The 25,556-nt window shown below is 71.1% G+C and carries 25 protein-coding genes; 8 read left to right on the top strand and 17 right to left on the bottom strand.

Features of this window, described 5'->3' with window-relative positions; all coding sequences use genetic code 11:
* Positions 1 to 12 precede the first annotated feature (12 nt).
* From ABD970_RS02420 to ABD970_RS02410, 3 genes are all read right to left on the bottom strand, one after another.
* Positions 13 to 915: a hypothetical protein gene (locus ABD970_RS02420; RefSeq protein ID WP_345293900.1), complete on the bottom strand. Its 903-nt coding sequence runs from the start codon at positions 913 to 915 to the stop codon at positions 13 to 15.
* 261 nt (positions 916 to 1,176) lie between these two features.
* The gene (locus tag ABD970_RS02415) at positions 1,177 to 2,070 is read right to left on the bottom strand and encodes a 5'-nucleotidase, lipoprotein e(P4) family (RefSeq protein ID WP_345293899.1); all 894 of its coding nucleotides are present in this window, start codon (positions 2,068 to 2,070) and stop codon (positions 1,177 to 1,179) included.
* 85 nt (positions 2,071 to 2,155) lie between these two features.
* The gene (locus ABD970_RS02410) at positions 2,156 to 4,147 is read right to left on the bottom strand and encodes a UvrD-helicase domain-containing protein (RefSeq protein ID WP_345293898.1); all 1,992 of its coding nucleotides are present in this window, start codon (positions 4,145 to 4,147) and stop codon (positions 2,156 to 2,158) included.
* Between the two features lie 100 nt (positions 4,148 to 4,247).
* On the opposite strand from ABD970_RS02410, the gene ABD970_RS02405 reads away from it, so the two are divergent.
* Positions 4,248 to 4,904, top strand: coding sequence for a thymidine kinase (locus tag ABD970_RS02405; RefSeq protein WP_345293897.1), 657 nt, complete (start codon positions 4,248 to 4,250; stop codon positions 4,902 to 4,904).
* A gap of 27 nt (positions 4,905 to 4,931) precedes the next feature.
* On the opposite strand, the gene ABD970_RS02400 is transcribed toward ABD970_RS02405, so the two are convergent.
* The 3 genes from ABD970_RS02400 to mutM form a co-directional block, all read right to left on the bottom strand.
* Positions 4,932 to 7,745: a serine/threonine-protein kinase gene (locus ABD970_RS02400; protein WP_345293896.1), complete on the bottom strand. Its 2,814-nt coding sequence runs from the start codon at positions 7,743 to 7,745 to the stop codon at positions 4,932 to 4,934.
* Positions 7,746 to 7,832: 87 nt separating this feature from the next.
* Positions 7,833 to 8,396, bottom strand: coding sequence for an ECF-type sigma factor (locus ABD970_RS02395; protein WP_345293895.1), 564 nt, complete (start codon positions 8,394 to 8,396; stop codon positions 7,833 to 7,835).
* 56 nt (positions 8,397 to 8,452) lie between these two features.
* Entirely contained in the window at positions 8,453 to 9,265 is an 813-nt protein-coding gene (gene mutM, locus ABD970_RS02390; RefSeq protein ID WP_345293894.1) for a bifunctional DNA-formamidopyrimidine glycosylase/DNA-(apurinic or apyrimidinic site) lyase, read from the bottom strand.
* A 190-nt stretch (positions 9,266 to 9,455) separates the two neighbouring features.
* On the opposite strand from mutM, the gene ABD970_RS02385 reads away from it, so the two are divergent.
* From ABD970_RS02385 to acs, 3 genes are all read left to right on the top strand, one after another.
* Complete coding sequence (locus ABD970_RS02385; protein WP_345293893.1) at positions 9,456 to 10,664, top strand: DesA family fatty acid desaturase; 1,209 nt, start codon at positions 9,456 to 9,458, stop codon at positions 10,662 to 10,664.
* A gap of 64 nt (positions 10,665 to 10,728) precedes the next feature.
* The gene (locus ABD970_RS02380) at positions 10,729 to 11,058 is read left to right on the top strand and encodes an EF-hand domain-containing protein (protein WP_425563053.1); all 330 of its coding nucleotides are present in this window, start codon (positions 10,729 to 10,731) and stop codon (positions 11,056 to 11,058) included.
* Between the two features lie 88 nt (positions 11,059 to 11,146).
* Positions 11,147 to 13,111 carry an acetate--CoA ligase gene (gene acs, locus ABD970_RS02375; protein ID WP_345293892.1) on the top strand — a complete coding sequence of 655 codons (1,965 nt, stop codon included), beginning with the start codon at positions 11,147 to 11,149 and terminating at the stop codon, positions 13,109 to 13,111.
* Positions 13,112 to 13,367: 256 nt separating this feature from the next.
* Here acs and rpmG read toward each other — a convergent pair whose 3' ends face one another.
* The 6 genes from rpmG to ABD970_RS02345 all read right to left on the bottom strand — a co-directional run bounded on the left by rpmG (position 13,368) and on the right by ABD970_RS02345 (position 17,106).
* On the bottom strand, positions 13,368 to 13,535 hold the full coding sequence (gene rpmG / locus ABD970_RS02370) for a 50S ribosomal protein L33 (protein WP_425563052.1): 168 nt from the start codon (positions 13,533 to 13,535) through the stop codon (positions 13,368 to 13,370).
* A gap of 7 nt (positions 13,536 to 13,542) precedes the next feature.
* Positions 13,543 to 13,779, bottom strand: coding sequence for a 50S ribosomal protein L28 (gene rpmB, locus ABD970_RS02365; RefSeq protein ID WP_345293890.1), 237 nt, complete (start codon positions 13,777 to 13,779; stop codon positions 13,543 to 13,545).
* A gap of 226 nt (positions 13,780 to 14,005) precedes the next feature.
* A complete protein-coding gene (locus tag ABD970_RS02360) occupies positions 14,006 to 14,947 on the bottom strand; it encodes a ParB/RepB/Spo0J family partition protein (RefSeq protein WP_345293889.1) in 942 nt (313 codons plus the stop codon).
* Complete coding sequence (locus ABD970_RS02355) at positions 14,944 to 15,765, bottom strand: ParA family protein (protein ID WP_345293888.1); 822 nt, start codon at positions 15,763 to 15,765, stop codon at positions 14,944 to 14,946. The genes ABD970_RS02360 and ABD970_RS02355 overlap by 4 nt, the downstream gene beginning before the upstream one ends.
* Before the next feature lie 66 nt (positions 15,766 to 15,831).
* Entirely contained in the window at positions 15,832 to 16,512 is a 681-nt protein-coding gene (gene rsmG, locus ABD970_RS02350; RefSeq protein ID WP_345293887.1) for a 16S rRNA (guanine(527)-N(7))-methyltransferase RsmG, read from the bottom strand.
* A gap of 69 nt (positions 16,513 to 16,581) precedes the next feature.
* Positions 16,582 to 17,106, bottom strand: coding sequence for a 4'-phosphopantetheinyl transferase family protein (locus ABD970_RS02345; RefSeq protein ID WP_345293886.1), 525 nt, complete (start codon positions 17,104 to 17,106; stop codon positions 16,582 to 16,584).
* A gap of 214 nt (positions 17,107 to 17,320) precedes the next feature.
* On the opposite strand from ABD970_RS02345, the gene ABD970_RS02340 reads away from it, so the two are divergent.
* Together ABD970_RS02340 and ABD970_RS02335 are read left to right on the top strand one after the other, a co-directional pair.
* The gene (locus tag ABD970_RS02340) at positions 17,321 to 18,730 is read left to right on the top strand and encodes an AMP-binding protein (protein WP_425563027.1); all 1,410 of its coding nucleotides are present in this window, start codon (positions 17,321 to 17,323) and stop codon (positions 18,728 to 18,730) included.
* A gap of 126 nt (positions 18,731 to 18,856) precedes the next feature.
* Complete coding sequence (locus tag ABD970_RS02335) at positions 18,857 to 19,114, top strand: GlsB/YeaQ/YmgE family stress response membrane protein (RefSeq protein WP_345293885.1); 258 nt, start codon at positions 18,857 to 18,859, stop codon at positions 19,112 to 19,114.
* A gap of 125 nt (positions 19,115 to 19,239) precedes the next feature.
* Here the strand turns inward: ABD970_RS02335 and xth are convergent, their stop codons facing one another.
* Positions 19,240 to 20,007, bottom strand: a complete 768-nt coding sequence (gene xth / locus ABD970_RS02330; RefSeq protein ID WP_345293884.1) for an exodeoxyribonuclease III — start codon at positions 20,005 to 20,007, stop codon at positions 19,240 to 19,242.
* 77 nt (positions 20,008 to 20,084) lie between these two features.
* Between xth and ltaE the strand changes: the two genes are divergently transcribed.
* A complete protein-coding gene (ltaE, locus tag ABD970_RS02325) occupies positions 20,085 to 21,101 on the top strand; it encodes a low-specificity L-threonine aldolase (RefSeq protein ID WP_345293883.1) in 1,017 nt (338 codons plus the stop codon).
* A 13-nt stretch (positions 21,102 to 21,114) separates the two neighbouring features.
* Here the strand turns inward: ltaE and ABD970_RS02320 are convergent, their stop codons facing one another.
* Complete coding sequence (locus tag ABD970_RS02320; protein WP_345293882.1) at positions 21,115 to 22,524, bottom strand: coniferyl aldehyde dehydrogenase; 1,410 nt, start codon at positions 22,522 to 22,524, stop codon at positions 21,115 to 21,117.
* Between the two features lie 66 nt (positions 22,525 to 22,590).
* On the opposite strand from ABD970_RS02320, the gene ABD970_RS02315 reads away from it, so the two are divergent.
* Complete coding sequence (locus ABD970_RS02315) at positions 22,591 to 23,136, top strand: gamma carbonic anhydrase family protein (protein ID WP_345293881.1); 546 nt, start codon at positions 22,591 to 22,593, stop codon at positions 23,134 to 23,136.
* Between the two features lie 74 nt (positions 23,137 to 23,210).
* On the opposite strand, the gene aroE is transcribed toward ABD970_RS02315, so the two are convergent.
* The 3 genes from aroE to ABD970_RS02300 form a co-directional block, all read right to left on the bottom strand.
* Positions 23,211 to 24,062: a shikimate dehydrogenase gene (aroE, locus tag ABD970_RS02310; RefSeq protein ID WP_345293880.1), complete on the bottom strand. Its 852-nt coding sequence runs from the start codon at positions 24,060 to 24,062 to the stop codon at positions 23,211 to 23,213.
* A 104-nt stretch (positions 24,063 to 24,166) separates the two neighbouring features.
* Positions 24,167 to 25,159 (bottom strand): porphobilinogen synthase, encoded by a 993-nt coding sequence (gene hemB / locus ABD970_RS02305; RefSeq protein ID WP_345293879.1) that lies wholly within the window; start codon positions 25,157 to 25,159, stop codon positions 24,167 to 24,169.
* An 89-nt stretch (positions 25,160 to 25,248) separates the two neighbouring features.
* Complete coding sequence (locus ABD970_RS02300) at positions 25,249 to 25,497, bottom strand: hypothetical protein (protein WP_345293878.1); 249 nt, start codon at positions 25,495 to 25,497, stop codon at positions 25,249 to 25,251.
* Positions 25,498 to 25,556: the final 59 nt, after the last annotated feature.

Genomic DNA, 25,556 nt, shown 5'->3' with positions numbered 1-25,556 from the left:
CGGACGCCCGCTTCAGCCGGGCGGGGCTGCACGGGCCGCCTCCTGCGCCGGCGCCGGCGTGACCGCGGCTTCGGCGCGGCGCAGGTACTCGGCCAGGTACCAGCGGCCCTTGCGGCGCTTGAGGTCCACGAACACATCGATGGGCTGACCGCCCAGCGTGTACTGCATGCGCACCCGGGCGCTGTCGCCGGTCTGGGCCTGCAGCGTCGCCTGCAGTCCATCGAGGCTCTCGTCCAGGTCCAGCCCGTAGCCGGCCAGCAGCGTCTTGCCGGTCGCCACGAACGGCCCGAGGCGGCGCAGGCTCCGTTGCATGCCGGCCTCGGCGAAGGCGGCTTCCGAACCGAGCCGCGTGGCGCGCGCGGCGCGGGTGAGTTGCGGGATGGCCGTGCGCGCACGCCCGGGATCGCCCAAGGGGGCCTGCGCGGCCCACTGGCTGAGGGCGGCGATGAATTGCGCGTAGTGGTCGCGCTCGGCCTCGCTGTAGTCGTCGTCATGCTGGACGTATTGCACGCCGAACAGGCCCAGGGTCCTGGCCGCGGCCTTGATCTCGGCGTGGGCACCGGAGAACTGCTGGTCGAAGACGCGCTGCAGGCGGTCCTCTGCGCCGGGTTGGGAGAGGGACGCGAGCAGGGTCGGGAAGCGCTCGTCGAACGGCAGCTCCTCCAGCGGCCAGCGCGTGCGGCCAGCCTGCCAGGCCACGTCCAGGCGGGCGTGCAGGCCGGGCGGCACGGCGTCCCGGGTGAAGGCGACGAGGTCGTTCTCGCGCAGGTGCCGGGTCAGCAGCAGTACCGCTTGCGCCGGCCGCGTGTTGTCGCCCCGCGATGGCGCCTTGGGCACCGGCGCTTCCCGCTGGCAGGCGGCCAAGGCGAGCAGGGTTGCCGCCAGCAACGAAAGCAGCGCGGACCAAGGTCCCACCCGACGCCCAGCTAGACGCATCCACTGCTCCCCGAGAACTGCTCCGGAACACCCCCCCCACTGGCATCTTGGCCGGGTGCGGGGGTGCGGGCAAGCCTGCAGGGCCGCGCCGACGCGCCGGCGGGGCAAGAAAAAGGGAGACCCGTTGGATCTCCCGAAGTCCGGCCGGGGCCGGAGGACTTTGTTGTGGCCGGTGCAGGCTAACCCGCCCCGCATCTTTGTGCAATACCTGAAATTACACCGATTAAGTGTTTGATTTAGCTATCTTTTCGCGTCCAGCGTCTCGCGCTTGGCCTTGCGCCTGGTGTCGCCCGGGAGGTCCCAGGCGTTGTCGAACACCGCGCCCTCCCAGCCACCGTAGGTCGGGTTGGGCAGCATCCACCAGCGGTCGCCGAACCAGGCGTGGTGCTGTTCGAGCAGCTGGGCGCGCGCCTGCGGCGTGTTGGCCGCCGGCTCGGCGAAGTCGCTGACCTGGTCGCCGAACTGCATCAGCACCCGGTACTCGCGACCGACCATCCGGCGACGGCACGACTTGTCCGAGTCCCGCCGCTGCGTGCAGCCGGGCACGGGCGTGCCCTGGCCAAGGAACACCGAGTCATCCTTCACTGGCAACCCTTCGGCACGCAGGTTGGCCAGGGTCGCGTCCTGCATGGCCTCGGTCCGGTTCGACAGGTAGACCAGGGTGATGCCGCGCGCGTCCGCGGCGCGCGCGAACTCGACCACGCCGGGGATCGCTCGGGCCTGTGCTTCCGCGACCCAGGCGGACCAGGTAGCCGATCCGAACTCGGTATCGTCCTCCACCATCCGCGCCTGGTACGGCGAGTTGTCGAGCACGGTCTCGTCGACGTCCAGGATCACCGCCGGCGGCAGCGCGGCGCGCCGGCGCGTGCCGTCGCGATCGGCGGGCGCCAGGGCGTCCCAGCCGGGGTCGGCCAGCGCCGCGTCGAGCCGGGCCGTGGCCGAGCGATAGGTCTGCATGGCCAACGCCTGGTATTCCGCCGATGCCTGGACCCACAGCACGGCGTTGAGGTTGTCGTGGGCTGCGACGGTGGCCGCGGCCGGGGCCGAGGGTGCCGGCATGGGCCCCGCAATGGGTGTCGTCCGGCAAGCGGCCAGCATCGCCAGCAGGACGGGGACCAGCAGGAGTCTGCGCATGGCGGGATGGCGTGTGGTGGAGGTGCGCGCAGTCTATCGAACCGCAGGATCGCTTCGGCGCCTGGAGCGCCGGCCCGCGTGCCGGTCAGTCCGCGAGCATGGCCCGGATCGCGGCGAAGCCGACGTCGGCGCGCTCCTGCTTGCGGGCGGCATCGGCGACGGGGTCCGCGCCATCGCGCTGCAGCTCGGCGGCCGGCAGCTCGTCGAGGAAGCGGCTCGGCGCGAGCTTGTGCCGACTGCCCCAGCGCTGGGCTTCGCGGGCGTGGGACAGCCACAGTTGCTCCTTGGCGCGGGTGATGCCCACGTAGAGCAGGCGGCGTTCCTCGTCGAGCCGGCCTTCGTCCAGGCTCGCCTCGTGCGGCAGGGTGCCGTCCTCGACGCCGACGATGAACACGTAGCGGAACTCCAGGCCCTTGGCGCCGTGCAGGCTCATCAGCCGGACCTGGTTGCCGGCCTCGTTCCGGTCAGCGTGGGTGAGCAGGGCGAGCGAGGCGGCGAGGTCGCTGGCGCTGGCACCGCGTGGCGTCGTACCGGCAGCGTGCTCGAACCAGTCCGCCAGTTCGTCGAGGTTGCCGCGCCGGATCTTGAACAGCGCGTCGGACTTGCACTGCGCGCGCAGCGCCGACAGCAGGCCGGAGCGCTCGCTCAGCTGGCGCACCAGCTCCGCCGCCGGCAGTCGGGTCGCGTCCCCGCGCAGGCCGCGGACGATGTCGGTGAACCCGCCGAGCGCATTGGCCGACCTCGCCGGCAACTGCTTCAGCAGCCCGACCGACTCCGCGGCCCGAGACAGCGGCCGTGCTGCCTGTTGCGCGAGTTCGGCCAGCTTCGCGAGCGTGGTCGCACCGACCTCGCGCCGCGGCGACTGCACCGCGCGCAGGAAGGCGGCGTCGTCCTCCGGGTTGGCCAGCAGCCGCAGCCACGCCAGCGCGTCCTTGACCTCGGCGCGCTCCAGGAAGGCGGTGCCGCCGCTGAGGTGGTAGGGGATGCGCAGCAGCTGCAGCGCCTTCTCCAGCGGGCGCGACTGGTGGTTGCCGCGGAACAGCACGCAGAAATCGCTCCAGGCCGCGCCGCGGGCGGTGTGCAGGAAATGGATCTCGCCGGCGACGCGCTCGGCCTCGTGCGCGCTGTCGCGGCACTCCCAGACGCGGATGCGCTCGCCGTCGGGCTGCGCGCTCCACAAGGTCTTGGGATGCTCGTGCGGGTTGTGCGCGATCAGCGCATTGGCCGCGCGCAGCACGCGGTTGCTGCAGCGGTAGTTCTGTTCCAGCTTGACGACGCGCAGCGACGGGTAGTCGCGCGCCAGCTGCGACAGGTTCTCCGGGTTGGCGCCGCGCCAGGCGTAGATGCTCTGGTCGTCGTCGCCGACGCAGGTGAAGTTGCCGCGCGGACCGGCCAGCGCCCGGAGCATGCGGTACTGGGCGTCGTTGGTGTCCTGGCATTCGTCGACCAGCAGGTAGCCGATGCGCTCGCGCCAGCCCAGCGCGCAGTCGGCGTCGCCCTCCAGCAACTCGACCGGCAAGCGGATCAGGTCGTCGAAGTCGACCGCGTTGAACGCGGACAGCCGCGCCTGGTAGCGGGCGTACAGCGCCGCGGCCTCGTGCTCGCGCGCGCTTCGGGCTTCGGCCTTGGCCTGCTCGGGCGACAGACCGGCGTTCTTGGCGCGCGAGACCAGCGACTGCATCGCCTGCACGGCGTCGGGCTTGGCGCCCGGCATCAGGTCCTTCAGTTGCGAGGCGGCGTCGTCGGCGTCGAAGATCGAGAAGCCGCGCCGGAGTCCGGCCCGGGCGTGCTCGACCTGCAGCAGCTTCAGCCCCAGCGCGTGGAAGGTGCAGATGGTCAGGCCGTCGGCGGCGTCGCCCTTGATCCGCCGCGCGACTCGCTCGCGCATCTCCTTCGCCGCCTTGTTGGTGAAGGTGATCGCGGCAATCCGTTTGGCCGGGTAACGGCCGGACCGGACCAGCTCCGCGATCTTCTCCACGATCACCCGCGTCTTGCCGCTGCCGGCCCCGGCGAGCACCAGCACCGGGCCGTCGCATTGCGCGACCGCGATGGATTGTTGGGGGTTGAGGCCGTGCATGCCAAGGGGTTCCGGGCGGACGCATAGTCTAGCCGCCGCGTGTCCCGGCCCCGTGGTCCGCCACGCCTCGAACGGCACCCGCACGACCTACAATGCGCCGATGGCCAAGCTGTACTTCTACTACTCGGCGATGAACGCCGGGAAGACCACCACGCTGCTGCAGTCGGCGCACAACTACCGCGAGCGCGGCATGCGCGTGGCGATCCTGTCGCCCCGCCTGGACCGGCGTGCGGGCGGCGGCGTGGTGGCGTCGCGGATCGGGCTGAGCGCGCCGGCGGCGACCTTCGATCGCGAGGACGACATCGAGGCCTGGGTGCGCGACGACATCGATGCAAACGGACGCCTGCACTGCCTGCTGGTGGACGAGGCGCAGTTCCTGGCCCGGGCCCAGGTCTGGCAACTGGGCGAGGTGGTGGATGCGCTGCGCGTTCCGGTGCTGTGCTATGGCCTGCGCACGGACTTCCGCGGCGAGCTGTTCGAGGGCAGCCAGTACCTGCTGGCCTGGGCGGACGAGCTGGTCGAGATCAAGACCATTTGCCACACCGGCAGCAAGGCGACCATGACGGTGCGCGTGGACGAGGCCGGGCATGCCGTGCAGGCCGGGCCCCAGGTGGAGATCGGTGGCAACGAGCGCTACGTGTCCGTCAGCCGGGCCGAATTCAAGAAGATCGCGCGGGGCGAGGGCCGCATCCTCCCTTCGCAGGGCAGCCTGGCCTTCGACGGCACGGCGCGGGACCACCCATCCAGCGACGCCTAGCGAGACGCCCCGGGTCGCGCGCGACCGTCACCTGCAGTGCCGCCGCACCCCTGCGACTTCCCGGGCCACCACGCCGCCCTCGGGGCGCAACTCGCGGATCTCCGCCTCGATCGCGTCCAGGCTGGCCGATGCCTGGTCGCGTTGGGCGCCACGGCAGCGCACGCCGGCCGCGTAGGCGCCGGCCAGCCAGGCGATCTTGCGCAACTCATGGTCGCCCGGCGCCGGAGACCCCAGCGCGGCCAGGCTATCGAGGCGCTGCAGGGCGGTGACGTCCCCGCGCTCGGCCTGGAAGCGTGCCAGTGACAGCTGGGCGCGGTAGGTGTGCGAGTGGGTATCGCCATATCCCAGCCGTGTCAGCCGGGCCCCGCGCCGCAACGCCGCCAGCGCGGCTTCGTCGCGACCCAACGCGGCGTCGACTTCGCCCAGCAGCCGCCAGGTATCGCCCACCAGCGGATGGGTGGCGCCGTAACTCGCCGCGCGTTGCTGCAGCGCCTGCACCAGCGGCGCCCGTGCCTGCGCGTCGCGCCCCACGCTGTGCAGGATCAACGCCAGGTTGAACCGGCCCGACGCCAGCCTGGGTTCGTTGTCCTGGCGTCGCCAGATCTCGATCGCCTTCTGCACGTCGCGCACGCCTTCCTCGACGTCCCCGCGCTCCCACGCCACGATGCCCAGGCTGTTGTAGTTGAGCGCGACATCGGGATGGTCCTCGCCGAGCCGCGAGACCAGCCAGCCATGGGTGTCGCGGAACTCGGCCCCGGCCTCGCCCAGGCGCCCCTGGTCGACCAGCAGCGCGGCGAGCTGGCGCCGGGCATCGATGGTCGCCCGATGCTGGTCGCCATGCAGCGCGCGTGACAGCGCCAGGGCACTGCGGCAATCGCGCTCCGCGCCCCGGACCTCGCTGAGTTCGCGTTGCAGGGAACACGACGTGCGCAGCAGGTCGATCGCCAACGGGTGGCGCAAGCCGACGCGATCGCGAAGCTGTGCCAGGGCGCGTCGTTGGCCGTCGAGGGCGCCCTGCGTGTCACCGGCGTCGCCGAGCAGGGAGGCCAGGTCCGAGAGGTTCTCGACCGCTGCGGCGGCGGCCCCGGGGACGTCGCGGCGGATGGCCAGCGCGCGCTGGAACAGGGCTTGCGCCGCCGCGCGTTCGCCGCTGGCGCGCTGGCAGCGTCCCAGTTGCGAGTAGAACTCGGACACCTGCACCGGGAGCCGGCGTTCCTCGCGCTGGGCCAGGGCTTGCCACGGACGCATGGTCTCGACGCATTCGGCGTAGCGGGCCAGCAGCCGGGACGTCCGTCCCAGGTCCGTGGCCAGTTGCAGGCGCAGGCTCGGTGGCGGGTCCTCGATGGTCCCGACGATCGCGGCCTCGCGCAGGAGCAACGCCAGCGCCTGCTCGTAGTCGCCCAGTCCTGCGCGGATCCTGGCCACCACGCCGAACAGCTCGGCATGGGCGACTGGTTGCTGAGCCAGTTCCAGCTCGCCGCGTTCGATGCCAGCCTCCAGCAGCCGGCGGACATCCAGCGGCGCGCCGGCCGGCGTGGCGCCCGCGTTCTCGAACAGTCCGATGACGAAGTTCTGCAAGGCCTGCGCACGCGCCGATTCGCGCATGGCCTGTTGTGCCTGCCAGCCGACGATCCCCAGCGCGGCCATCAGCACCGCGGTGACCAGCACGGCCGTCGACACGGCCCAGCGATGCCGGGCGAAGTACTTGCGCAGCCGGTAGGACAGCCGCATGGGGCGGGCGTGCACGGGTCGTCCGCGCAGGAAGCGCCCCAGGTCCTGGGCGAGGGCTTCGACCGAGGGATAGCGCTGCTCGGGGCGCTTGGACATCGCCTTGAGGACGATGTTGTCGAGGTCACCGGAGATCGCCCGGGCGCGCTTGCGGACCGTGGGGCGATCGGTGCGGTTGTCGTCGGCATGGCGCAGCAGCGCCAGCGAGGGTCGCACCGGATCGACGTTGAGGATCGCCTCTTCCCACTGCGCGTCGCTCTCGCGCGCCAGCTGGTAGGGCTTGCTGCCGGCCAGCAGTTCGTACAGCACCACCCCAAGGGAATAGACATCGGTCATGGTGGTGACCGGTTCGCCCCGGATCTGCTCCGGCGCCGCGTAGTGCAGGGTGAAGGCGCGCAAGCCGGTCCGGGTGTTGTCGCCGCCCTGGTCGGCGGTATCGAGCAGCTTGGCGATGCCGAAGTCGAGCAGCCGGACCTCGTTGAGCGCGGTCACCAGGATGTTCGACGGCTTCAGGTCGCGGTGGACGATGAGGTTGGCGTGCGCGTGGCTGACCGCGTCGCAGACTTGCAGGAACAGCCGCACGCATTGGTCCAGCGGCGGCTCGTGCAGCCGGCACCAGTCGGTGATGGGTTCGCCCTCGACGTGTTCGAGCGCCAGGTAGGGCTGGCTGTCGGCGCTGATGCCGGCATCGAGCAGCCGGGCGATGTGGGCATGCTCGAGCCGGGCGAGGATCTGCCGTTCCCGGGTGAAGTGAAGGCGGAGGTTGGGGTCGGCCAGGCCGGGCCGCAGCAGCTTCAGCGCGACCCGCTTCTCGTAGAAGCCGTCGGCGCGGCTGGCCAGCCAGACCTGGCCCATGCCGCCCTCGCCCAGCATCCGCTCGAGCCGGTACGGGCCGATCATTGCGTCGGGGCGCGCGTGCGGAAGTTGCGCGACCACCGGCTCGGCGAGGAATTCCTCCTGGCCTTCCTCCAGCTTCAGCAGGGCTTCCACTTCGGTGGCCAGGCCCGGATCGTCCTCGCGCAGCGAAGCCAGGCTACGCCTGCGGGCGTCGCCATCGAGCTCGAGCAGCGCATCGAGCAGGGGCGAGATTCGTTGCCAGCGTTCGGCGTCCATCTAACGGCTGCCGTGCCGCGGCGCCCGCCCGGGTGCACGGGGGCCGCCAGGAAGTGGCCGTGCGCCGATGCCGGCCGGGGCCACGCGTCACTGCTCCTGCAGCGACGCCAGCAGGAACAGGCGGGCCTTCTGCCAGTCGCGGCGGATGCTGCGCTCGGAGCGGTCCATCAGTTCGGCGATCTCCACTTCCGACAGGCCGGCGAAGTAGCGCAATTCCACCACCCGCGCCAGACGTTCGTCGACGCCGGCCAGGCGCGTGAGCGCGGTGTCCAGTCCCAGCATCTCCTCGTCCAGGGGCAGCGCACCCTGGAGGTCCTCGGGGAGGTCGGTGACGCGGTGCAGGTCGCCGCCACGCTTCTGCGCCAGGCGCTGGCGGGCGTAGTCGACCACGACGCTGCGCATCGCCGAGGCGGCATAGGCGAAGAAGTGCGCGCGGTCGTCGAAGCGCGCCTCGCGGCGGCCGATCAGCTTGAGGTAGGCCTCGTGCACCAGGCCCGTGGCGTCCAGCGTATGCCCCTGCTGCCCCGCGAGCTGGCGGCGCGCCATCGAGTGCAGCTCTTGGTAGAGCGTGGAGAGGACCTGGTCCAGCGCGCCGCGATCGCCGTCTCGCGCGGCATCCAGCCAGCCGGTGATGTCCGCAGATTCGCTCATTTCGATCCCCGATGCGCCGGGCGACTATACACCGCGGCCCGCGCGCCCCTCCCGCATCAGCGCTGGCAGTGCCCGCACCAGACCGTGGCCCGCTGCGCCAGCCACGCCTGCTTGAGCGGGCGCGCGCAGTGCGTGCATGGCTGGCCGCCGCGTCCGTAGGCCGACAACTCCTGCTCGAAGTAGCCGGGCGCGCCATCGGGCGACAGGAAGTCGCGCAAGGTGGTCCCGCCGCGGGCGATGGCGTGCCGCAGGATTCCCTTGATCGCGTCGGCGAGCCGTCCGTAGCGTTCGCGCGAGACGCGGCCGGCGGCCCGCAGCGGCGACACCCCGGCCGCGAACAGGGCCTCGGCGGTGTAGATGTTGCCGACCCCGACGACCACGCGCTGGTCCATGAGGAAGGCCTTGACCGGTGCGCTGCGCCCCCGGCTGCGCGCATGCAGGTAATCGCCGTCGAAATCCTCCGACAACGGCTCCGGGCCCAGCGCCCGCAGCAAGGGGTGGACCTGGCCCGCCGGTTGCCACAGCAGGCAGCCGAAGCGGCGCGGGTCGTTGAAGCGCAGGACGCGCCCGGCCGGCAGGACCAGGTCCACGTGGTCGTGCGGACCGGCGGGGACGGAGGCCGGGAGCACGCGCAGGCTGCCGGACATGCCCAAGTGCAGCAGCGCGCTCCCGGCGCGGGTGTCGAGCAGCAGGTACTTGGCGCGCCGGCGCACGTCGACGATGCGCTGGCCGGGAAGGCAGTCGACGACCTCGGGCGGGATCGGCCAGCGCAGGTCCGGCCGGCGCAGGACCACGCCCGCCACGCGGCGTTCGACCAGGTGCGGCGCGAGGCCCCGGCGGGTGGTTTCGACTTCGGGCAGCTCGGGCATGGCCACAGGGTGGAGCCGGTGCGTGCGGGCGGCAAGCGGCGCCCCTCCCCGGGGACGGCGCCTGCGCGCCATAGCCGCAAGCCCTTGATGCGCAACGTGAACAGGACCGCCCATACGCCGGCGAAGGGATGGTATTGCGCGGGTGCAGGCCGCATGATGGGAGTTCTGTCCGAACCACCAGACCTTCTACATGCCTGCATCCTTCCTCGACTTCCTCGCCGGCGGCCTGTTCCAGTTCGGCTGGGGCGCGCTCGCGATCTGGTTCCTGGCCGTCACCCAGCTGACCATTTTCGCGGTGACCCTCTACCTGCATCGCAGCCAGGCGCACCGCGGCGTCGACTTCCATCCGGCGATCGCCCACGTGTTCCGCCTGTGGAGCTGGCTGAGCACCGCCATGGTCACCCGGGAGTGGGTGGCGGTCCATCGCAAGCACCACGCCAAGTGCGAGACCGAGGACGATCCGCACAGCCCGATGCACAAGGGCATCAAGACCGTGTTCTGGCGCGGCGTAGAGCTGTACCGCGAGGCGAGCGCGCGACGCGAGGACATCGAGCAGTACGGCAAGGGCTGCCCCGACGACTGGATGGAGCGCAACGTCTACGCGCGCTTCCCGACCCTGGGCCCGACCCTGCTGCTGTTCATCAGCTTCGCCCTGTTCGGCTTCAAGGGCGTGGCGGTGTGGGCGCTGCAGATGGCGTGGATCCCGTTCTGGGCCGCCGGCGTGGTCAACGGCCTCGGCCATTGGTGGGGCTACCGCAACTTCGAGACCACCGACACCGCCACCAACCTCGTGCCCTGGGGCCTGTGGATCGGCGGCGAAGAGCTGCACAACAACCACCACGCCTTCCCGAGTTCTGCCAAGTTCGCCCTGCGCAAGTGGGAAGTCGACATCGGCTGGGTCGTGATCAAGGGCCTGGAGAAGGTCGGCCTGGCGAAGGTGCTGCGCGTCGCCCCGTCCCTGGACGTGCGGCCCAACATCCAGGTTCCCGACACCGACACCATGCGCGCCCTGCTGGCGCACCGGTTCCAGGCCATGACCGACTTCAAGCACAACGTGCTCAAGCCGGCCCTTCGCGAGGAGGCACAGGCCGCTGGCGCCAAGCTGCGCGCGCTGCTGCCGCGGCGGTTGCGCAAGGGGCTGGTCGACGACGGTCGCTGGCTGCAGCCCGACGCCCGCGCGCAGCTGCAGGCGTGGGTGTCGCAGCGGCCGCGGATCCGCACCCTGGTCGAGCATCGTGCGCGCCTGGCCGCCCTGCTCGAGGCGCGGACGCACAATGCCGCGGAATCGCTGCAACACCTCCAGGCCTGGTGCCGGGAAGCCGAGGCGAGCGGCATCCGCGTGCTGCAGGAATACTCGATGCGGCTGAAGGGTTATACGCTGCAGACCGCCCGGGCCTGACTTGCGCCCGGCCATCGCGACCGCCTCCCGGAAACCCGGCCTCCCCAGGCCGGGTTTCCGCGTCTTGGGCGTGCTGCTGCTGGGATCGCTGTCGACGCTGCCGTCCGTGGCCCCGGCGCAGGTGGTGGCCGCCGGCGACTACCTGGCGCGCATGGACGCCGATGGCGACGGCCGCGTGGCGCTGGTCGAGTACCAGGATTGGCTGAGCTACGCCTTCGACGCCATGGACCGCAACCGCGACGGTCGCCTGGTGCCCGACGAACTTCCCGGGGGCCGGGGCGCGGCGATTTCGCGCGTCGAACACCGCGCGCGCCTGGCGACGGCCTTCAACCGGCAGGACGCCAATCGCGACGGATACCTGAGCGCGAAGGAACTGGCGGCGCCACCGCGCTGAGCGATCCGCGGCCAGGCGACGCGGTGTCGGCGCGACTTGCGGCACACTGCACGGGCTGGCGCGAACAGGCGCAACCACGGAGCCCGCCATGAGCCATCCGAAGGACGCACCGGCCGTCCACCCCGTCCCGCCCGCGTTTGCCGCGCAAGCCAACCTCACGCGTGCCGACTACCAGCGCCTCTACGCGGAATCGCTGCGCGACCCCGACGGGTTCTGGCGGCAGGTCGCCACGCGCCTGGACTGGATGCGGCCACCGACCCAGGGCAAGGACACCAGCTTCGACCGGGAGGATTTCCGCATCCGCTGGTTCGCCGACGGCGAACTCAATGCCAGCGTCGAATGCCTGGACCGCCACCTCGCCGCGCGGGGCGACAGGACCGCGCTGCTGTTCGAGCCCGACGACCCGGCGCAGCCCGCGCAGTCCGTCACCTACCGCGACCTGCATGCCCGCGTCTGCCGGCTGGGCAACGCGCTGCGCAACCTCGGCGTGGCCAGGGGCGACCGGGTCACCATCTACCTGCCGATGATCCCCGATGCCGTCGTCGCCATGCTGGCCTGCGCCCGCATTGGCGCGATCCATTCGGTGGTCTTCGGCGGTTTCTCGCCCAACGCCATCGCCGACCGCGTGGCCGACTGCGGCAGCAAGCTGGTGATCACCGCCGACGAAGGCGTGCGCGGCGGCCGCAGGATCCCGCTCAAGGCCAACGTCGACGCCGCGCTGCGCCTGCCGCGGAGCAATAGCGTCGAGACAGTGCTGGTGGTCCGCCACACCGGTGCCGCGGTCGACATGCAGATGCCGCGGGACCGCTGGTTCGACGCCGTGGTCGAGGGTCAGCCGGACCAGTGCCGGCCCGAGCGCATGAACGCCGAGGACCCGCTGTTCATCCTCTACACCTCGGGCAGCACTGGCAAACCCAAGGGCGTGCTGCACACCACCGGCGGCTACCTGGTCTACGCCAGCTACACCCATGCCTGCGTGTTCGACCTCAAGGACGACGACGTTTACTGGTGCACCGCCGACGTCGGCTGGATCACCGGGCACAGCTACATCGTCTACGGACCCCTGGCCAACGGCGCGACTACGCTGGTGTTCGAGGGCGTGCCGAACCACCCCGACCACTCGCGCTTCTGGCAGGTGGTCGACAAGCACCGGGTGACGCTGTTCTACACCGCGCCGACCGCGATCCGCGCACTGATGCGCGAAGGCGATGGACCGGTGCGCGCGACGTCGCGTGCGTCGCTGCGCGTGCTCGGCACCGTGGGCGAGCCGATCAACCCGGAGGCCTGGCGCTGGTACCACGCGGTGGTCGGCGATGGCCGCTGCCCGGTGGTCGACACCTGGTGGCAGACCGAGACCGGCGGCATTCTGATCACCCCGCTGCCGGGCGCGACGGACCTCAAGCCCGGATCGGCGACGCAGCCGTTCTTCGGCGTACGGCCCGCGCTGGTGGATGCGGACGGCCGCCGGCTCGAGGGCGAGGCCGAGGGCAACCTGGTGCTGCTCGATTCCTGGCCGGGGCAGATGCGCACCGTCCATGGCGACCACCAGCGGTTCTTCGACACGTACTTCAGCGCGTACCCGGGGATGTATTTCACCGGCGACGGCGCGCGCCGCGACGCCAACGGGGACTACTGGATCACCGGGCGCGTCGACGACGTCATCAACGTCAGCGGCCATCGCATCGGCACGGCCGAAGTGGAAAGCGCCCTGGTGTCGCATCCGAAGGTGGCCGAGGCCGCCGTGGTCGGCTTCCCGCACGACATCAAGGGGCAGGGGCTGTACGCCTACGTCACCCTCGTGGCGGGGGAGCCGGGCAGCGACGCGCTGCGCGACGAACTGGTGCGGCACGTGCGCAGCGAGATCGGCCCCATCGCCGCGCCCGACCACCTGCAATGGGCGCCGGCGTTGCCCAAGACGCGTTCCGGCAAGATCATGCGCCGCATCCTGCGCAAGATCGCCGAGAACCAGCCGGACCAGCTCGGCGACACGTCCACGCTTGCCGACCCCTCGGTGGTCGATGCCCTGGTCAAGGCGCGTCGCGACGCCGGGTGACAGCGCGCGCGGCGCTTCGCCGCGCACCATCCCGGGCCACGGAAGCGGCGGGCCGGGTGGGAGGAAGGCGCGCCGATGCCGCGACGGTCGTCGCTCGCGCAAGGAAAGATGATTGCGACGCGAACCGCACCAGCGAAACCCGGCAACGAAAAAGCCCGCCTTGCGGCGGGCTTTCCGATGCCGGTCGAAGTCACCGGCTCCCCGCTCGCGCGGGGACGGCGCTCCAGGACGCCGCGCCGGAGCGCGGGGCCCGGCGTTACTTGATCTTGGCTTCCTTGTACACCACGTGCTTGCGCACCACCGGATCGTACTTCTTCATTTCCATCTTCCCGGGGGTGTTCTTCTTGTTCTTGTCGGTGGTGTAGAAGTGGCCGGTGTCGGCCGTGGACACCAGACGGATCTTGTCGCGTTTGCCTGCCATGATGTCCTCCTCAGACCTTTTCGCCGCGGGCGCGGAGATCGGACAGGACGGCATCGATGCCGTTCTTGTCGATGGTGCGCATTGCCTGCGCGGAAACCTTCAACTTGACCCAGCGGTTCTCGCTGGCGACCCAGAAACGGCGCTCGTGCAGGTTCGGCAGGAAGCGGCGACGGGTCTTGTTGTTGGCGTGCGAGACGTTGTTGCCGGTCTGCACGCGCTTGCCGGTGACTTGGCATACACGGGACATAACGCACCTCGAATCATCATGGTCGTCCTCCATGGCCTGGAAGACATCGGCCCCGCCGACGGTGCGGCGCGCGGTACGGGTGGGAGTCGCCGCCAGGACAGGGGCCGGAACGCGCTTCCGGCCAGCCCCGGACCGCCCCAAGGGCGGCCGGACGCAGCGAGCCGGGCATTATGCAGGTTCGGGCAGCGGCGGGCAAATCGGGCGGGCCCGGTCGGGCGGATCGCCCTTATCGGCGGCGCAGCCGCTCCAGCACCCCGTCGAGCGCGTCCAGGTTGCCGTAGTGGATCACCAGCCGCCCCTTGCCGCCGCGGCCGTGGGCGATGCTGACCTTGGCGCCCAGGGTCTCGGACAACTCGGTTTCCAGCGCCGCGATGTCGGCCTGGGGCCGCGCCTTGCCGCCCGCTGCCTTCCTGCCGGTGGCAGGCAATTTCCCGGCGGCGAACTGCTGCGCGCGGTGCTCGACTTCGCGCACCGACCAGCCATGCTGCGCGGCGTCCTCGGCCAGCCGCGTGGCCAGCTCCGGCGACAACGTCAGCAGCGCCCGGGCGTGCCCCATCTCCAGCTTGCCGTCCTCCAGCAGGCTGCGGATCGCAGGCGGAAGCTCGAGCAGGCGCAGCAGGTTGGACACCGAGGCCCGTGAACGGCCCACGGTTTCCGCGGCCTGGGCGTGGGTGAGGTCGAACTCGTCGATCAAGCGCTCCAGCGCATGCGCCTCTTCCAGCGGGTTGAGGTCCTCGCGCTGGATGTTCTCGATCAGCGCCATCGCGACCATGGTCCGGTCGTCGACGCTGCGGACGACCGCCGGGATCTCGCGCAGCCCGGCCAGGCGCGATGCGCGCCAGCGGCGCTCGCCGGCGATGATCTCGTAGGTACGGTCGGCCAGTTCGCGGACCACGATGGGCTGGATCACGCCCTGCGACCGGATCGACTCGGCCAGCTCCTCGAGCTTGTCTTCGTCCCAGTGCTTGCGCGGCTGGTACTTGCCGGCGCTCAGCGCATCGAGGGGCAGCTGGCGCAGCTGGTCGCCCTCGGTAGCCTCCAGCGCTGGCGCGGCCGCGGCCCCCTTGGGGCCGAGCAAGGCTTCCAGGCCACGGCCCAGGCCGCGCTTCTTCGCGGTACCGCCCTTGGCCGGGGGGCCCTTGCCGAGTGCTGACTTGGCGGCGCTCATGCCGGGCTCTCCATGGGGGCTTGCTCCTGTGTCGGGGTGCGGGCGGCCAGGTCCCGGTCGCGTTGGCGGCGCAGGATCTCGCCGGCCAGGCCGAGGTAGGCCACGGCGCCTCGACTGCCGCGGTCGTAGCCGATGATGCTCTGGCCGTGGCTGGGCGCTTCGGCCAGCCGCACGTTGCGCGGCACGATGGTGCGGAAGACCTTGTCGCCGAAATGGGTCGTGAGTTCGGACGACACGGCATTGGTCAGGTTGTTGCGTACGTCGAACATGGTGCGCAGCACGCCTTCGATCTCCAGCGCCGGGTTGAGCCGGGCCTTGAGGGCATCGATGGTCTGCAGCAGCGAGGTCAGGCCTTCGAGCGCGTAGTACTCGCACTGCATCGGCACCAGCACCGAGTCGGCGGCGGTCAGCGCGTTGAGCGTCAGCAGCGACAGCGCCGGCGGGCAGTCGACGATGATGTAGTCGTAGCGCGGGCGCAGCGGATCGAGCGCGCGCTTGAGCCGCTGCTCGCGGCCCTCCTCGTCCATCAGCTCGATCTCGGCCGCGGTCAGGTCGGTGTTGCCGGGCAGCAGGTCGTAGCCTTCGTCGGTGGCGACGATGGCGCCGTCGGCATGCACTTCCTCCAGCAGCACGTCGCAGGTCGACACCTGCAACTCGCGCTTGTCCACGCCGCTGCCCATCGTGGCGTTGCCCTGGGCGTCGAGGTCGACCAGCAGCACGCGCTTGGGCGTGCGCGCCATCGCCGCGGCGAGGTTGACGGCGGTGGTCGTCTTTCCGACGCCGCCCTTCTGGTTGGCGATGGCGATGATGCGGGCCAATGCGGGTCCGGATGCCTCGATGCGGTAGGGCCCGGGGCGGGGCGCCGGCCGGGTCGGGGCCGACCATTATGCCCCCGGTGCAAGGCCCGTGCGCCCCGACCCTGCGGCGGCATCGCGGGTCACCACCACCAGGTGCCGGTCCGCGACCACGCCGGGCACGTGCAGCGCATGCACCGCGTCGACGCGCCATCCGCGCGGAAGCTGGTCGATCTCGGCGTGTGGAATCGCGCCCTTCATCGCCAGCAGCCGTCCGGCGGGCTTGAGCAGGTGGCCGCCCAGCGCGACGAGGTCCGCGAGGGTCGCCAGGGCACGGGCGGTGATCGCGTCGTATCCACCGGGTGCGTCGAATCCCTCGGCCCTGGACTCGGCCACCTGGGCGTTGGCCAGCGGCAGCGCGCGCACCGCTTCGCGCAGGAACCGCGCTTTCTTGCCGTTCGATTCCACCAGCGTGACCTGGAGCGCGGGACAGGCGATTGCCAGCGGGATGCCCGGGATGCCGGCGCCGCTGCCCAGGTCCGCGAGGCTGGCGATCCCGGTCAGGTGCGGATGCATCGACAGCGCGTCGAGCAGGTGCTTGCCGACCATCTCGCGCGGGTCGCGGATGGCGGTGAGGTTGTAGGTACGGTTCCAGCGCAGCAGCAGCGACAGGTAGGCGAGCAGGGGCGTCGCCAGCGCGGCATCGAGCCCGAGCGCGTGCAGGCCGGCGTCGAGTTCTTCCGGGAGTGCGGACGGGAAGGTGTCGGGCATCGACGTATTGTAGGAGCGGCCTGCGGGGGCGCGGTGTCGTGCGCGCCCCCGGCGTCGCGGAACGGTGCCCTAAGGGCTGGGGCGGGCCATGGGCGTGGCCGCACGCCAGGCCAGCGCGGCCAGGTAGCCGGGCGCGGGTTGGAAGTGGTGCAGCGCCCAGTCGAGCGGCGTGCCGAGCGCGGGATCGCAGTCGACCAGGACCCAGGTGTCGCCGTCGGCATCGAAGACCAGCTTGTCCAGCCCGAACGCCAGGCCGCGACCGTGGGCCTTGAGCACCGCTTCCTTCGCGCACCAGAGGCGGGTGAACGCGCGGTCCCGGTCCGACTCGGGCAGCGCCGCCAGCCGCGCGCATTCCCTGGCGGCGAAGTATCGATTCGCCACTTCCAGTGCGCGCGGCCGCGGCCGCAGCAATTCGAGGTCCACGCCCAGGCGCAGCTCGTCGCCGCGCGCCATCAGCAGTCCATCGCCGCTGTGGCTCCAGTTGACGTCGGTCCGATGCAGCGGCGCGCCCAGGCGTGGACGGCCCCGTGTTCCGCGCTCCAGCGGCAGGGCATCGGCGGGCGTGCGCAGCGCCTCCGCCAGCCACTGGCGCACGGCGGCCTCGGCCCGTAGGCCACGTGGATGCGGGCGCCATGCGCAATGCACGGGGCCGAAGGTGAGATCTCGCGCGGAAAGCGTCATCGCAGGCAGGCGGCGCCGGGCACTTGGCGCGGGGCGGGCCTGACAGCGTAAGCTAGGTCCGTCCCGCGGTGCCGGAACGGCAGCGGGCGGGGGCGGCGCACGGGGGCGCCAGGGAAAGACGTACGTCATGTCGGCCAATCTCCAGTCGTTCGATGCGGGGCATGCGGCGCCATCGGCGCGGGCCACCTGCGCGCTGGCCATCGGGAGCCCCGATCGCGCCATCGCCTTCGACCGCCATGGCCAGACCCCGCTGTCGACCTTCTTCGCCCACGTGCGCGGGCTCGCGGCGACCTTGCCCGACCGGCCCTTCGCGCTGAACCTGTGCGACAACCGCTATCGCTTCCTGGTTGCGTTCTGCGCGGTGGCCGTGCGCGGCCAGGCCACCTTGCTGCCGCCGGCGCGGACACGGGCCGCGATCGACGACGTGCGCGCCCAGCACCCCGACAGCTACTGCCTTGGCGACGCCGATCCCTGTGGTTGCGATGCGCAAGGCATGCCGCCGCATTACGTGCACGTGGCCCGCGACTTGCCGACGCGACCGGGCGGCACGCCGCACGTCGCCCCGGACGCGCTGGTCGCCATCGGCTTCACGTCCGGGAGCACCGGGCATCCCACGCCCAACCGCAAGACCTGGGCCAGTTTCCGGACCAGCACCGCGCAGAACCTCGAGGCCCTGGCCGGCCTGTGGCGCGAGGGGGAGCAGCGTTCGATCGTGGCGACCGTGCCGTCGCAGCACATGTACGGCATGGAGATGTCGGTGCTGCTGCCCTTGCTGGGCGAGGCTGCGGTGCACCGTGGACGCCCCTTCTTCCCGCAGGACATCGCGAACGCCCTGCACGACGCGCCGGGTTCGCGCTTGCTGGTCACCACCCCGGTGCACCTGCGCGCCCTGGTCGACGCGGCCGCCGGCGGAGGGGGGCTGCGACTGCCGCCACTGGCCGGCATCGTCAGCGCGACCGCGCCCTTGCCGCAGGCGCTGGCCGCGGCCGCCGAGTCGCACTTCGGTTGCGAGGTGCGGGAACTGTTCGGGTCGACCGAGACCTGCGTCATCGCCCGCCGGCGCACGGCGAGCGAACGAGCCTGGACACCGCTGCGGGGCGTGTCCCTTCAGCCCAGGCCCGATGGCGCCGTCGTGCACGCCGACCACCTTGCCGGACCGGTGGCCCTCGCCGACCTGGTCGATGTCGCCGGCGACGGCCGCTTCGAGCTGCGGGGACGCCAATCCGATCTCCTGGAAATCGCCGGCAAGCGCGCGTCGCTGGGCGACCTGACGCGCCGCCTGCTGGCCATCCCCGGCGTCGAGGATGGCGTGGTGTTCCAGCTCGATGCGCGCGACGACGACGGCGTGCGGCGCATCGCCGCGCTGGTCGTCGCGCCGGGACTCGCCGCCCCCGCCATCCGCGAGGCGATGCGGTGCGCCGTCGATCCGGTGTTCCTCCCGCGACCGTTGCGATGCGTGCCGGCGCTGCCGCGCAACGAAACGGGAAAGCTGCCGCGCGCGGCCTTGCTGCGCATGCTGCATGGCAACATCGACTGACGCGCCGCTGCGTTATTGTCCGCCTGACGCCACGCTTAACGACGCTGCCGTCACGGAGCGCCCGCGAGACTGGCGGCCGCCCCCTTCCGGGGAGTAAGCAAACCAGCACAGGACAGGAGAGAACGCATGAATTTCCTTATTTATCTGATTGTCGGCGGTATCGCGGGCTGGCTCGCCAGCATGGTCATGAAGACCGATGGCCAGCAGGGCATCATCCTCAACGTCGTCGTCGGCATCATCGGCGGCTTCCTCGGTGGCTGGTTGCTGCCGACCCTGGGCCTGGGCCTCGGCGGGGGCTGGGTGGGGTTCCTGATCACCGCGCTGATCGGCGCGATCGTGCTGCTCGCCATCGTCAACCTGTTCCGTCGCGGAAGCGTCCGCTGATCCGCTGCATCGCTCCACGGTAGTCGAGAAGGCCCGGTTTCCACCGGGCCTTCTTGTTTCCGGCGGGTTTTTTCCGCCGTCGAACGCAGGCGTCCTCGCGCAGGGGGCCGACGGCCGGTGGCGGGCTAGCCCAGCCGCACCCAGGCCGGCGCATGGTCGCTCGGTCGTTCCCACGTCCGCGGTTCGCGGTCGATGCCGGCGGCGGCGGTCTCCCGCAAGGCATCCGAGACCAGGGTGAGGTCGATACGCAGCCCCATGTCGCGGCGGAACGCGGCCTGCCGGTAATCCCACCAGCTGAACGTGCCGCCTTCGTCGTGATGGCTGCGGAAGGCATCGTGCAGGCCGAGCGCCTGCAGCCGTTGCAGCGCCTCGCGCTCGGCGGTCGACGTCAGGATGTGGTCGTCGTTCCAGATCGCCGGGTCGTGGACGTCTCGGTCGTCCGGTGCGATGTTGAAGTCGCCCAGTACGACGAGCTTAGGATGCCGTGTCAGTTCATTGGCCAGCCAACCATGCACCGCGTCCAGCCAGCGCAGCTTGTAGGCGTACTTCTCGGTGCCGACGTCCTGGCCGTTGACCACGTAGAGGTTGACCACGCGCACGCCGTCGACGGTCGCGGCGATGACGCGCTTCTGCTCGTCATCGAACCCCGGGATGCCCATCTGGACGTCGTCCAGCGCCTTGCCGCGCGCCAGCAGCGCGACGCCGTTGTAGGTCTTCTGCCCCGAGAACACGCTGCGATACCCCAGCGCCGCCAGCGCGGTGTCGGGGAACTTGTCGTCGGACAGCTTGGTTTCCTGCAGCCCGACCACGTCGGGCGCTTCCTGCCGCAGCCACTGTTCCAGGTGGGGCAGGCGGACGTTGAGCGAATTGACGTTCCAGCTGGCGATTTTCATGGGTGGCATCCTGTGCCGGCATCGGCGTCGGTGCAAGCGCGTCACGCGGCGGACCGCGTGCACGCTACCATCGCCGCATGGACTGGATCGACCTGCGCAGCGACACCGTCACCCGCCCCACAGCCGCGATGCGCGCGGCGATGGCCGCCGCCGAGGTTGGCGACGACGTCTACGGCGACGATCCGACGGTCAATGCGCTGCAGGCGCGGCTGGCGGGCGACCTGGGGTTCGAAGCCGGGCTGTTCGTCCCCAGCGGCACGCAATCCAACCTGCTGGCGCTGATGGCGCATTGCCAGCGAGGCGACGAGTACATCGTCGGCATGGACGCGCACACCTACAAGTACGAGGGTGGCGGCGCGGCGGTGCTGGGCTCGATCCAGCCGCAACCCATCCCGCAGGCCGACGACGGCACGCTGCCGCTGGAGGCCGTGGAGCGCGCGATCAAGCCCGACGATCCGCATTTCGCCCGCAGCCGGCTGCTGTGCCTGGAGAACACCTGGCACGGCCGGCCGCTGCCGCTGGACTACCTGGCCGCGGCGCGCGCGCTCTGCGACCGGCGTGGGCTCGGGCTGCACCTGGACGGCGCGCGCCTGTACAACGCGGCGGCCGCGCTGGACGTGCCGGTGCGCAGCATCGCGGCGCACTTCGACAGCGTCTCGGTGTGCCTGTCCAAGGGACTGGGCGCACCGGTCGGTTCCGTATTGCTGGGCACGGAAGCGCTCATCCGCGAGGCGCGACGCTGGCGCAAGGTCACCGGCGGCGGCATGCGCCAGGCCGGCATCCTGGCTGCGGGCGCGCTGCATGCGCTCGACCACCACGTCGCGCGCCTGGCCGACGACCATGCCCGCGCCGCGCGGCTGGCCGATGCACTGCGTGGCCTGTCCGGGATCGAGGTCCCCGCGCAACACAGCAACATGGTCTTCCTGGCGATCCCGACGGCGCGGCACGCGGCGTTGAAGTCCGCTCTTGACGCTGCACGCGTGCGCGTGTCGATCGGCGACAGCGATGCGATTCGCCTGGTGCTGCACCTGGACGTCGACGACGACGGGGTGCAGCGCACGATCGATGCGTTCGGGGCGTTTTCGGCGAGCTAGCCCGCGCGGACGTTCAGCGCGCGAGCAGGCGCACCAAGCGGTCCACCCAACCCCGGTAGGGCGGCTTGAGCCAGTCGCTCGCCGCGCGGCGCGACTGCCACAGCACCGGCATCGCCTTGGTCATCGCATCGAAACCCGCGCGCCCGTGGTAGGCGCCCATGCCGCTGGCGCCGACGCCGCCGAAGGGCAGCGCATTCGCGGCGAAGTGGAGCAAGGTGTCGTTGACGGTGACGCCGCCGGCCAGCACGCGGCCGAGGATGGCCTCGACGGTGGCGCGGTTGCGGCTGAAGGGATACAGCGCCAGGGGGCGGTCGTGCGCGAGCACGTAGTCGATGGCCTCGTCCAGCGAGCCATACGACTTGATCGGCAGGATGGGCCCGAAGATTTCCTCCTGCATGACCGTGGCGTCATCGCCGGGCTCCAGCACCAGGGTCGGCGCGAACAGGCGTTCGGCATCGGCGCGCCCCGGATCGATGTCGACCAATGCGATGCACTCCAGGCCGCGATCGCGGGCGTCGTCGAGGTAGCCGCGCAGGCGGCGGTACTGGTCCCCGTTGATGATGCGGGTGTAGTCGTCGGCATCCTGAAGCGCGCCGTAGCGCGCCCGGGCCTCGGCGCGCAGGGCGGCGACCAGCGCATCGCGGCGGGACCGCTCGACCAGCACGTAATCGGGCGCGATGCAGGTCTGGCCGCCGTTGAACCACTTGCCGGTGGACAGGCGCGCGGCGGCCAGCTCGACCGGGAAATCCTCGGCGACGATCGCCGGCGACTTGCCGCCGAGCTCCAGCGTCAGCGGCGTCAGGTTGGGCGCCGCGGCGGCCATGACCTTGCGGCCGATGGCCGTGGAGCCGGTGAACACGAGGTGGTCGAAGGGCAAGGCCGAAAACGCGGCGCCAAGTTCCGGGCCGCCGGTGGCGACCGCGACGCGGTCGTCGGGGAACACGTCGGCGAGCAGCTCGCGGAGCCAGTCGCTGGTGCGCGGCGTGTGCTCCGAGGGCTTGAGGTAGGCGTGGTTGCCGGCGGCGATGGCGGTGGCCAGCGGAATCAGCGCCAGGTTGACCGGGTAGTTCCACGGCGACATCACGCCGACCACGCCCAGCGCCTCGGGCCGGACCTGCGCGCGGGCGGGCCACAGCTTCCAGCCGGCGTCGACGCGGCGCGGGCGCATCCACCCGCGCAGGTGCGAGCGCAGGTGGTCGATCTCCGACAGCACCGTCATGCCGTCGGACGCGAGCGATTCATGCACCGAGCGGTGCCCGAAGTCGGCGCTGATCGCGGCGGTCATCGCGTCGATGCGCTGCCGGAAGGCGTCGCGCAGGCGCGACAGGTCGTCGAGCCGCTGCCGGGCGTCCGGCCGTTGCCGCTGCCAGGCGGCACGCAGGCGGTCGAGGGTGGGGCGCAGGTCGTCGGCGGGTGTGTCCATGGGCCGAGTGTAGGCCAGCGCCTGCCGAGCGTCGGCTCCATGCGGCAACGGTCCTACAATGCGGCCATGAACGAAACCCGTCCCTATCGCGACAAAGTCCCCGAACTCGGCGCGCGCGCCTACATCGATCCGGCCGCCAGCGTGATCGGCGACGTGGTGCTGGGCGACGACACCTCCGTCTGGCCGTACACGGTGATCCGCGGCGACGTGAACTTCGTGCGCATCGGTGCGCGCACCAACGTCCAGGACGGCACCGTGGTCCACGTCAGCCACGACGGCCCGCACGCCAAGCTGGGTGGCTTCGCCACCGTGATCGGCGACGACGTCACCATCGGACACAAGGCCATCGTCCACGCCTGCCGGATCGAGGACGCGGTGCTGATCGGCATGGGGGCGATCGTGCTCGACGGCGCGGTGGTGCGGCGGCACGGCTTCGTCGGCGCCGGCGCACTGGTCGCGCCCGGCAAGGAAGTCGGCGAAGGCGAGCTGTGGCTGGGCAATCCCGCGAAGAAAGTGCGGATGCTGACGGAGGCCGAGATCGAGGCGCTGTACTACTCGGCCCAGCACTACGTGCGGCTCAAGGACGATTACCTGCGCGGGGGCATCGAATGAATCGGTCGCCTGCCACGGGCAGGGGATCGTGCGTCAGCGAGACGCTACCGACGCGGCGACCGTGCCGCAGATGATCAGTCGGCGGTGACCAACGCGTCGTGGCGTTGGCGCAGTTCGGCGTAGACGGGGTCCGCGTCCGGGCGCACGCCGTGCCAGAGCTTGAAGCTTTCGGCGGCCTGTTCGACCAGCATGCCGAGGCCGTCGACCACGTCGTGCGCGCGGGCGGCGCGGGCCCAGGACAGGAACGGGATCGAGGCTTCGCCATAGCTCAGGTCCACGCACGCGGTGCGCGACCCGACCAGGGACATCGGTAGCTTGGGCAGGCCCGTGTTGCGCGCCGCCGAGGTGGCGTTGACGATCAGGCTGAAGTCGCCGAGTTCGCCGAGGTCGTCGTAGTAGCGGGCATGCACCTTGCCTGGCAGGCCGAGGCGGTCGACGAGCGCATCGGCGCGCGTGCCATCTCGATTGACCACGAACAGGTCGCCGATGCCGGCGTCGAGCAGGGCCGGCGCCACGCCGCGGGCACCGCCGCCCGCCCCCAGCAGCAGCGTGCGGCGCTGGCGCAGGTCCAGCGCCTGGCGGTTGCGCAGGTCGCGCAGCAGGCCCTGGCCGTCGGTGTTGTCGCCATGCCAGGCCTCGCCCTCGCGGACCAGGGTGTTGATCACCCCGGAGGCGCGGGCGCGCTCGCTGACCTGCGCGCACAGGGGGAACGCGACTTCCTTCAACGGCAGGGTGACGTTCGCACCGGTCCCGTCTTCGGCCATGAAGCGCTCGAGTGCGGCGGCGAAATCCTCGGGACGGCAATCGATGGCTTCGTAGGTCAGCGCGATGCCGGTTTCGCGCCCGAACATCGCGTGGATCTGCGGCGACAGCGAGTGCGCGACCGGATGGCCAAACAGCGCATGGCGGGCGGGGGCTTGGGTCATCGGCGAGCCTGCGAGGGGTCCGGGGATGTTCCGATGCTACGCGATCGGCGGTTCAAGCCGGCATCGACGGGGCGCGCGGACAGTCCGCGAGCGGGCTCGTCGCGTCAACCCGTTTCGCGCAGCCATCGCGCGGCATCGAGGGCGAAGTAGGTCAGCACCGCGTCGGCGCCGGCGCGTTTGAAGGACAGCAACGATTCGAGCGCGCAGGCGCGTTCGTCCAGCCAGCCGTTGGCGGCCGCGGCCTTGAGCATCGCGTACTCGCCGCTGACCTGGTAGATGAAGGTCGGCGCGCCGAACGCATCCTTCACCTGGCGCACGATGTCGAGGTATGGCAGGCCCGGCTTGACCATCACCATGTCGGCGCCCTCGGCGAGGTCGAGTTCGACTTCGCGTAGCGCCTCGTCGCGATTGGCCGGGTCCATCTGGTAGCTGGCCTTGTCGCCCTTGCCCAGCGCCTGCGCACTGCCGACCGCGTCGCGGAACGGCCCGTAGAAGCTGCTGGCGTACTTCGCGGCGTAGGCAAGGATGCGGGTATGCACGAACCCCGCCTCCTCCAGCGCCAGCCGGATCGCGCCGATGCGGCCGTCCATCATGTCGCTGGGCGCGACCACGTCGGCCCCGGCGCGCGCATGCGACAGCGCCTGCTGCACCAGCGCCTCGACGGTGGCGTCGTTGACCACGTAGCCGCCGTCGTCGACCAGGCCATCCTGGCCATGCGAGGTGTAGGGATCCAGCGCGACGTCGGTGATCACGCCGAGATCGGGAAAGCCTTGCTTGAGCGCGCGCACCGCGCGTTGGCAGAGGCCGTCGTCGTCCCAGGCCGCCGCGGCGTCGGCGGACTTCGCCTCCTGCGCGGTGACGGGGAACAGCGCGAGCGCGGGCAGGCGGAGTTCGCAGGCGGTCTCGGCGACGCGCAGCAGGTCATCGATGCCGAGGCGATCGACGCCCGGCATCGACGCCACCGGTTCGCGTCCCGGGCGTCCATGGATGAACACCGGCAGGACCAGGTCGTCGGTGGACAGCGTGGTCTCGCGCATCAGCCGGCGCGAGAACGCGTCGCGGCGCATGCGTCGCAGGCGGGTGTCGGGATAGGCCATGGCGGGATTCTACGCCGGCGGCCCGCGTCGCCGGCCGGGGACGCGGGCGTCGTCCCCCGCGCGGCCCTGCGGCCATGACGTGTTCGGCGTCAGATGACCCCGCCGCCGATCCCCAGGCGCACGATGGCCACCACGATCACCAGCCCGTTGAGCACCAGGCCAGCCTTGGCGCGGCCCCGCTTCTCGCGCGAGGTCAGGGCGATGCCCACCGCGCCGATGATGGCGCCGACGGCGGCGAAGGGGATCAGGAACCAGTTGCCCCAGCCCAGAAGCGGGATCAGCGCCAGGATCATCCACAGCATCGCGAAGATGCCCCAGAGCAGGCTGATCAATCCCATGGCGATGTCCTTGTTGGTCGAGGGCCTGCCATCTTGCTTGATGACGGCGGGGGTGGCCA

Origin of the sequence: Luteimonas vadosa (assembly GCF_039543545.1) — a bacterium.
Taxonomy (GTDB): domain Bacteria; phylum Pseudomonadota; class Gammaproteobacteria; order Xanthomonadales; family Xanthomonadaceae; genus Luteimonas; species Luteimonas vadosa.
The sequence above is the reverse complement of the archived record's forward strand: the minus strand, read 5'-3'. Positions and strand labels throughout refer to the sequence as shown.

What these genes read in the sequence shown, in the direction of transcription:
- ltaE (WP_345293883.1), top strand. Translation starts at nt 20,085, where the DNA reads ATGGACTGGATCGACCTGCGCAGCGACACCGTCACCCGCCCCACAGCC.
- ABD970_RS02410 (WP_345293898.1), bottom strand. Translation starts at nt 4,147, where the DNA reads ATGCACGGCCTCAACCCCCAACAATCCATCGCGGTCGCGCAATGCGAC.
- hemB (WP_345293879.1), bottom strand. Translation starts at nt 25,159, where the DNA reads ATGGCCTATCCCGACACCCGCCTGCGACGCATGCGCCGCGACGCGTTC.
- ABD970_RS02340 (WP_425563027.1), top strand. Translation starts at nt 17,321, where the DNA reads ATGTCGGCCAATCTCCAGTCGTTCGATGCGGGGCATGCGGCGCCATCG.
- xth (WP_345293884.1), bottom strand. Translation starts at nt 20,007, where the DNA reads ATGAAAATCGCCAGCTGGAACGTCAATTCGCTCAACGTCCGCCTGCCC.
- ABD970_RS02300 (WP_345293878.1), bottom strand. Translation starts at nt 25,497, where the DNA reads ATGGGATTGATCAGCCTGCTCTGGGGCATCTTCGCGATGCTGTGGATG.
- aroE (WP_345293880.1), bottom strand. Translation starts at nt 24,062, where the DNA reads ATGACCCAAGCCCCCGCCCGCCATGCGCTGTTTGGCCATCCGGTCGCG.
- ABD970_RS02315 (WP_345293881.1), top strand. Translation starts at nt 22,591, where the DNA reads ATGAACGAAACCCGTCCCTATCGCGACAAAGTCCCCGAACTCGGCGCG.
- rsmG (WP_345293887.1), bottom strand. Translation starts at nt 16,512, where the DNA reads ATGCCCGACACCTTCCCGTCCGCACTCCCGGAAGAACTCGACGCCGGC.
- acs (WP_345293892.1), top strand. Translation starts at nt 11,147, where the DNA reads ATGAGCCATCCGAAGGACGCACCGGCCGTCCACCCCGTCCCGCCCGCG.
- ABD970_RS02400 (WP_345293896.1), bottom strand. Translation starts at nt 7,745, where the DNA reads ATGGACGCCGAACGCTGGCAACGAATCTCGCCCCTGCTCGATGCGCTG.
- rpmB (WP_345293890.1), bottom strand. Translation starts at nt 13,779, where the DNA reads ATGTCCCGTGTATGCCAAGTCACCGGCAAGCGCGTGCAGACCGGCAAC.
- ABD970_RS02385 (WP_345293893.1), top strand. Translation starts at nt 9,456, where the DNA reads ATGCCTGCATCCTTCCTCGACTTCCTCGCCGGCGGCCTGTTCCAGTTC.
- ABD970_RS02360 (WP_345293889.1), bottom strand. Translation starts at nt 14,947, where the DNA reads ATGAGCGCCGCCAAGTCAGCACTCGGCAAGGGCCCCCCGGCCAAGGGC.
- ABD970_RS02405 (WP_345293897.1), top strand. Translation starts at nt 4,248, where the DNA reads ATGGCCAAGCTGTACTTCTACTACTCGGCGATGAACGCCGGGAAGACC.
- ABD970_RS02320 (WP_345293882.1), bottom strand. Translation starts at nt 22,524, where the DNA reads ATGGACACACCCGCCGACGACCTGCGCCCCACCCTCGACCGCCTGCGT.
- ABD970_RS02415 (WP_345293899.1), bottom strand. Translation starts at nt 2,070, where the DNA reads ATGCGCAGACTCCTGCTGGTCCCCGTCCTGCTGGCGATGCTGGCCGCT.
- ABD970_RS02395 (WP_345293895.1), bottom strand. Translation starts at nt 8,396, where the DNA reads ATGAGCGAATCTGCGGACATCACCGGCTGGCTGGATGCCGCGCGAGAC.
- mutM (WP_345293894.1), bottom strand. Translation starts at nt 9,265, where the DNA reads ATGCCCGAGCTGCCCGAAGTCGAAACCACCCGCCGGGGCCTCGCGCCG.
- ABD970_RS02335 (WP_345293885.1), top strand. Translation starts at nt 18,857, where the DNA reads ATGAATTTCCTTATTTATCTGATTGTCGGCGGTATCGCGGGCTGGCTC.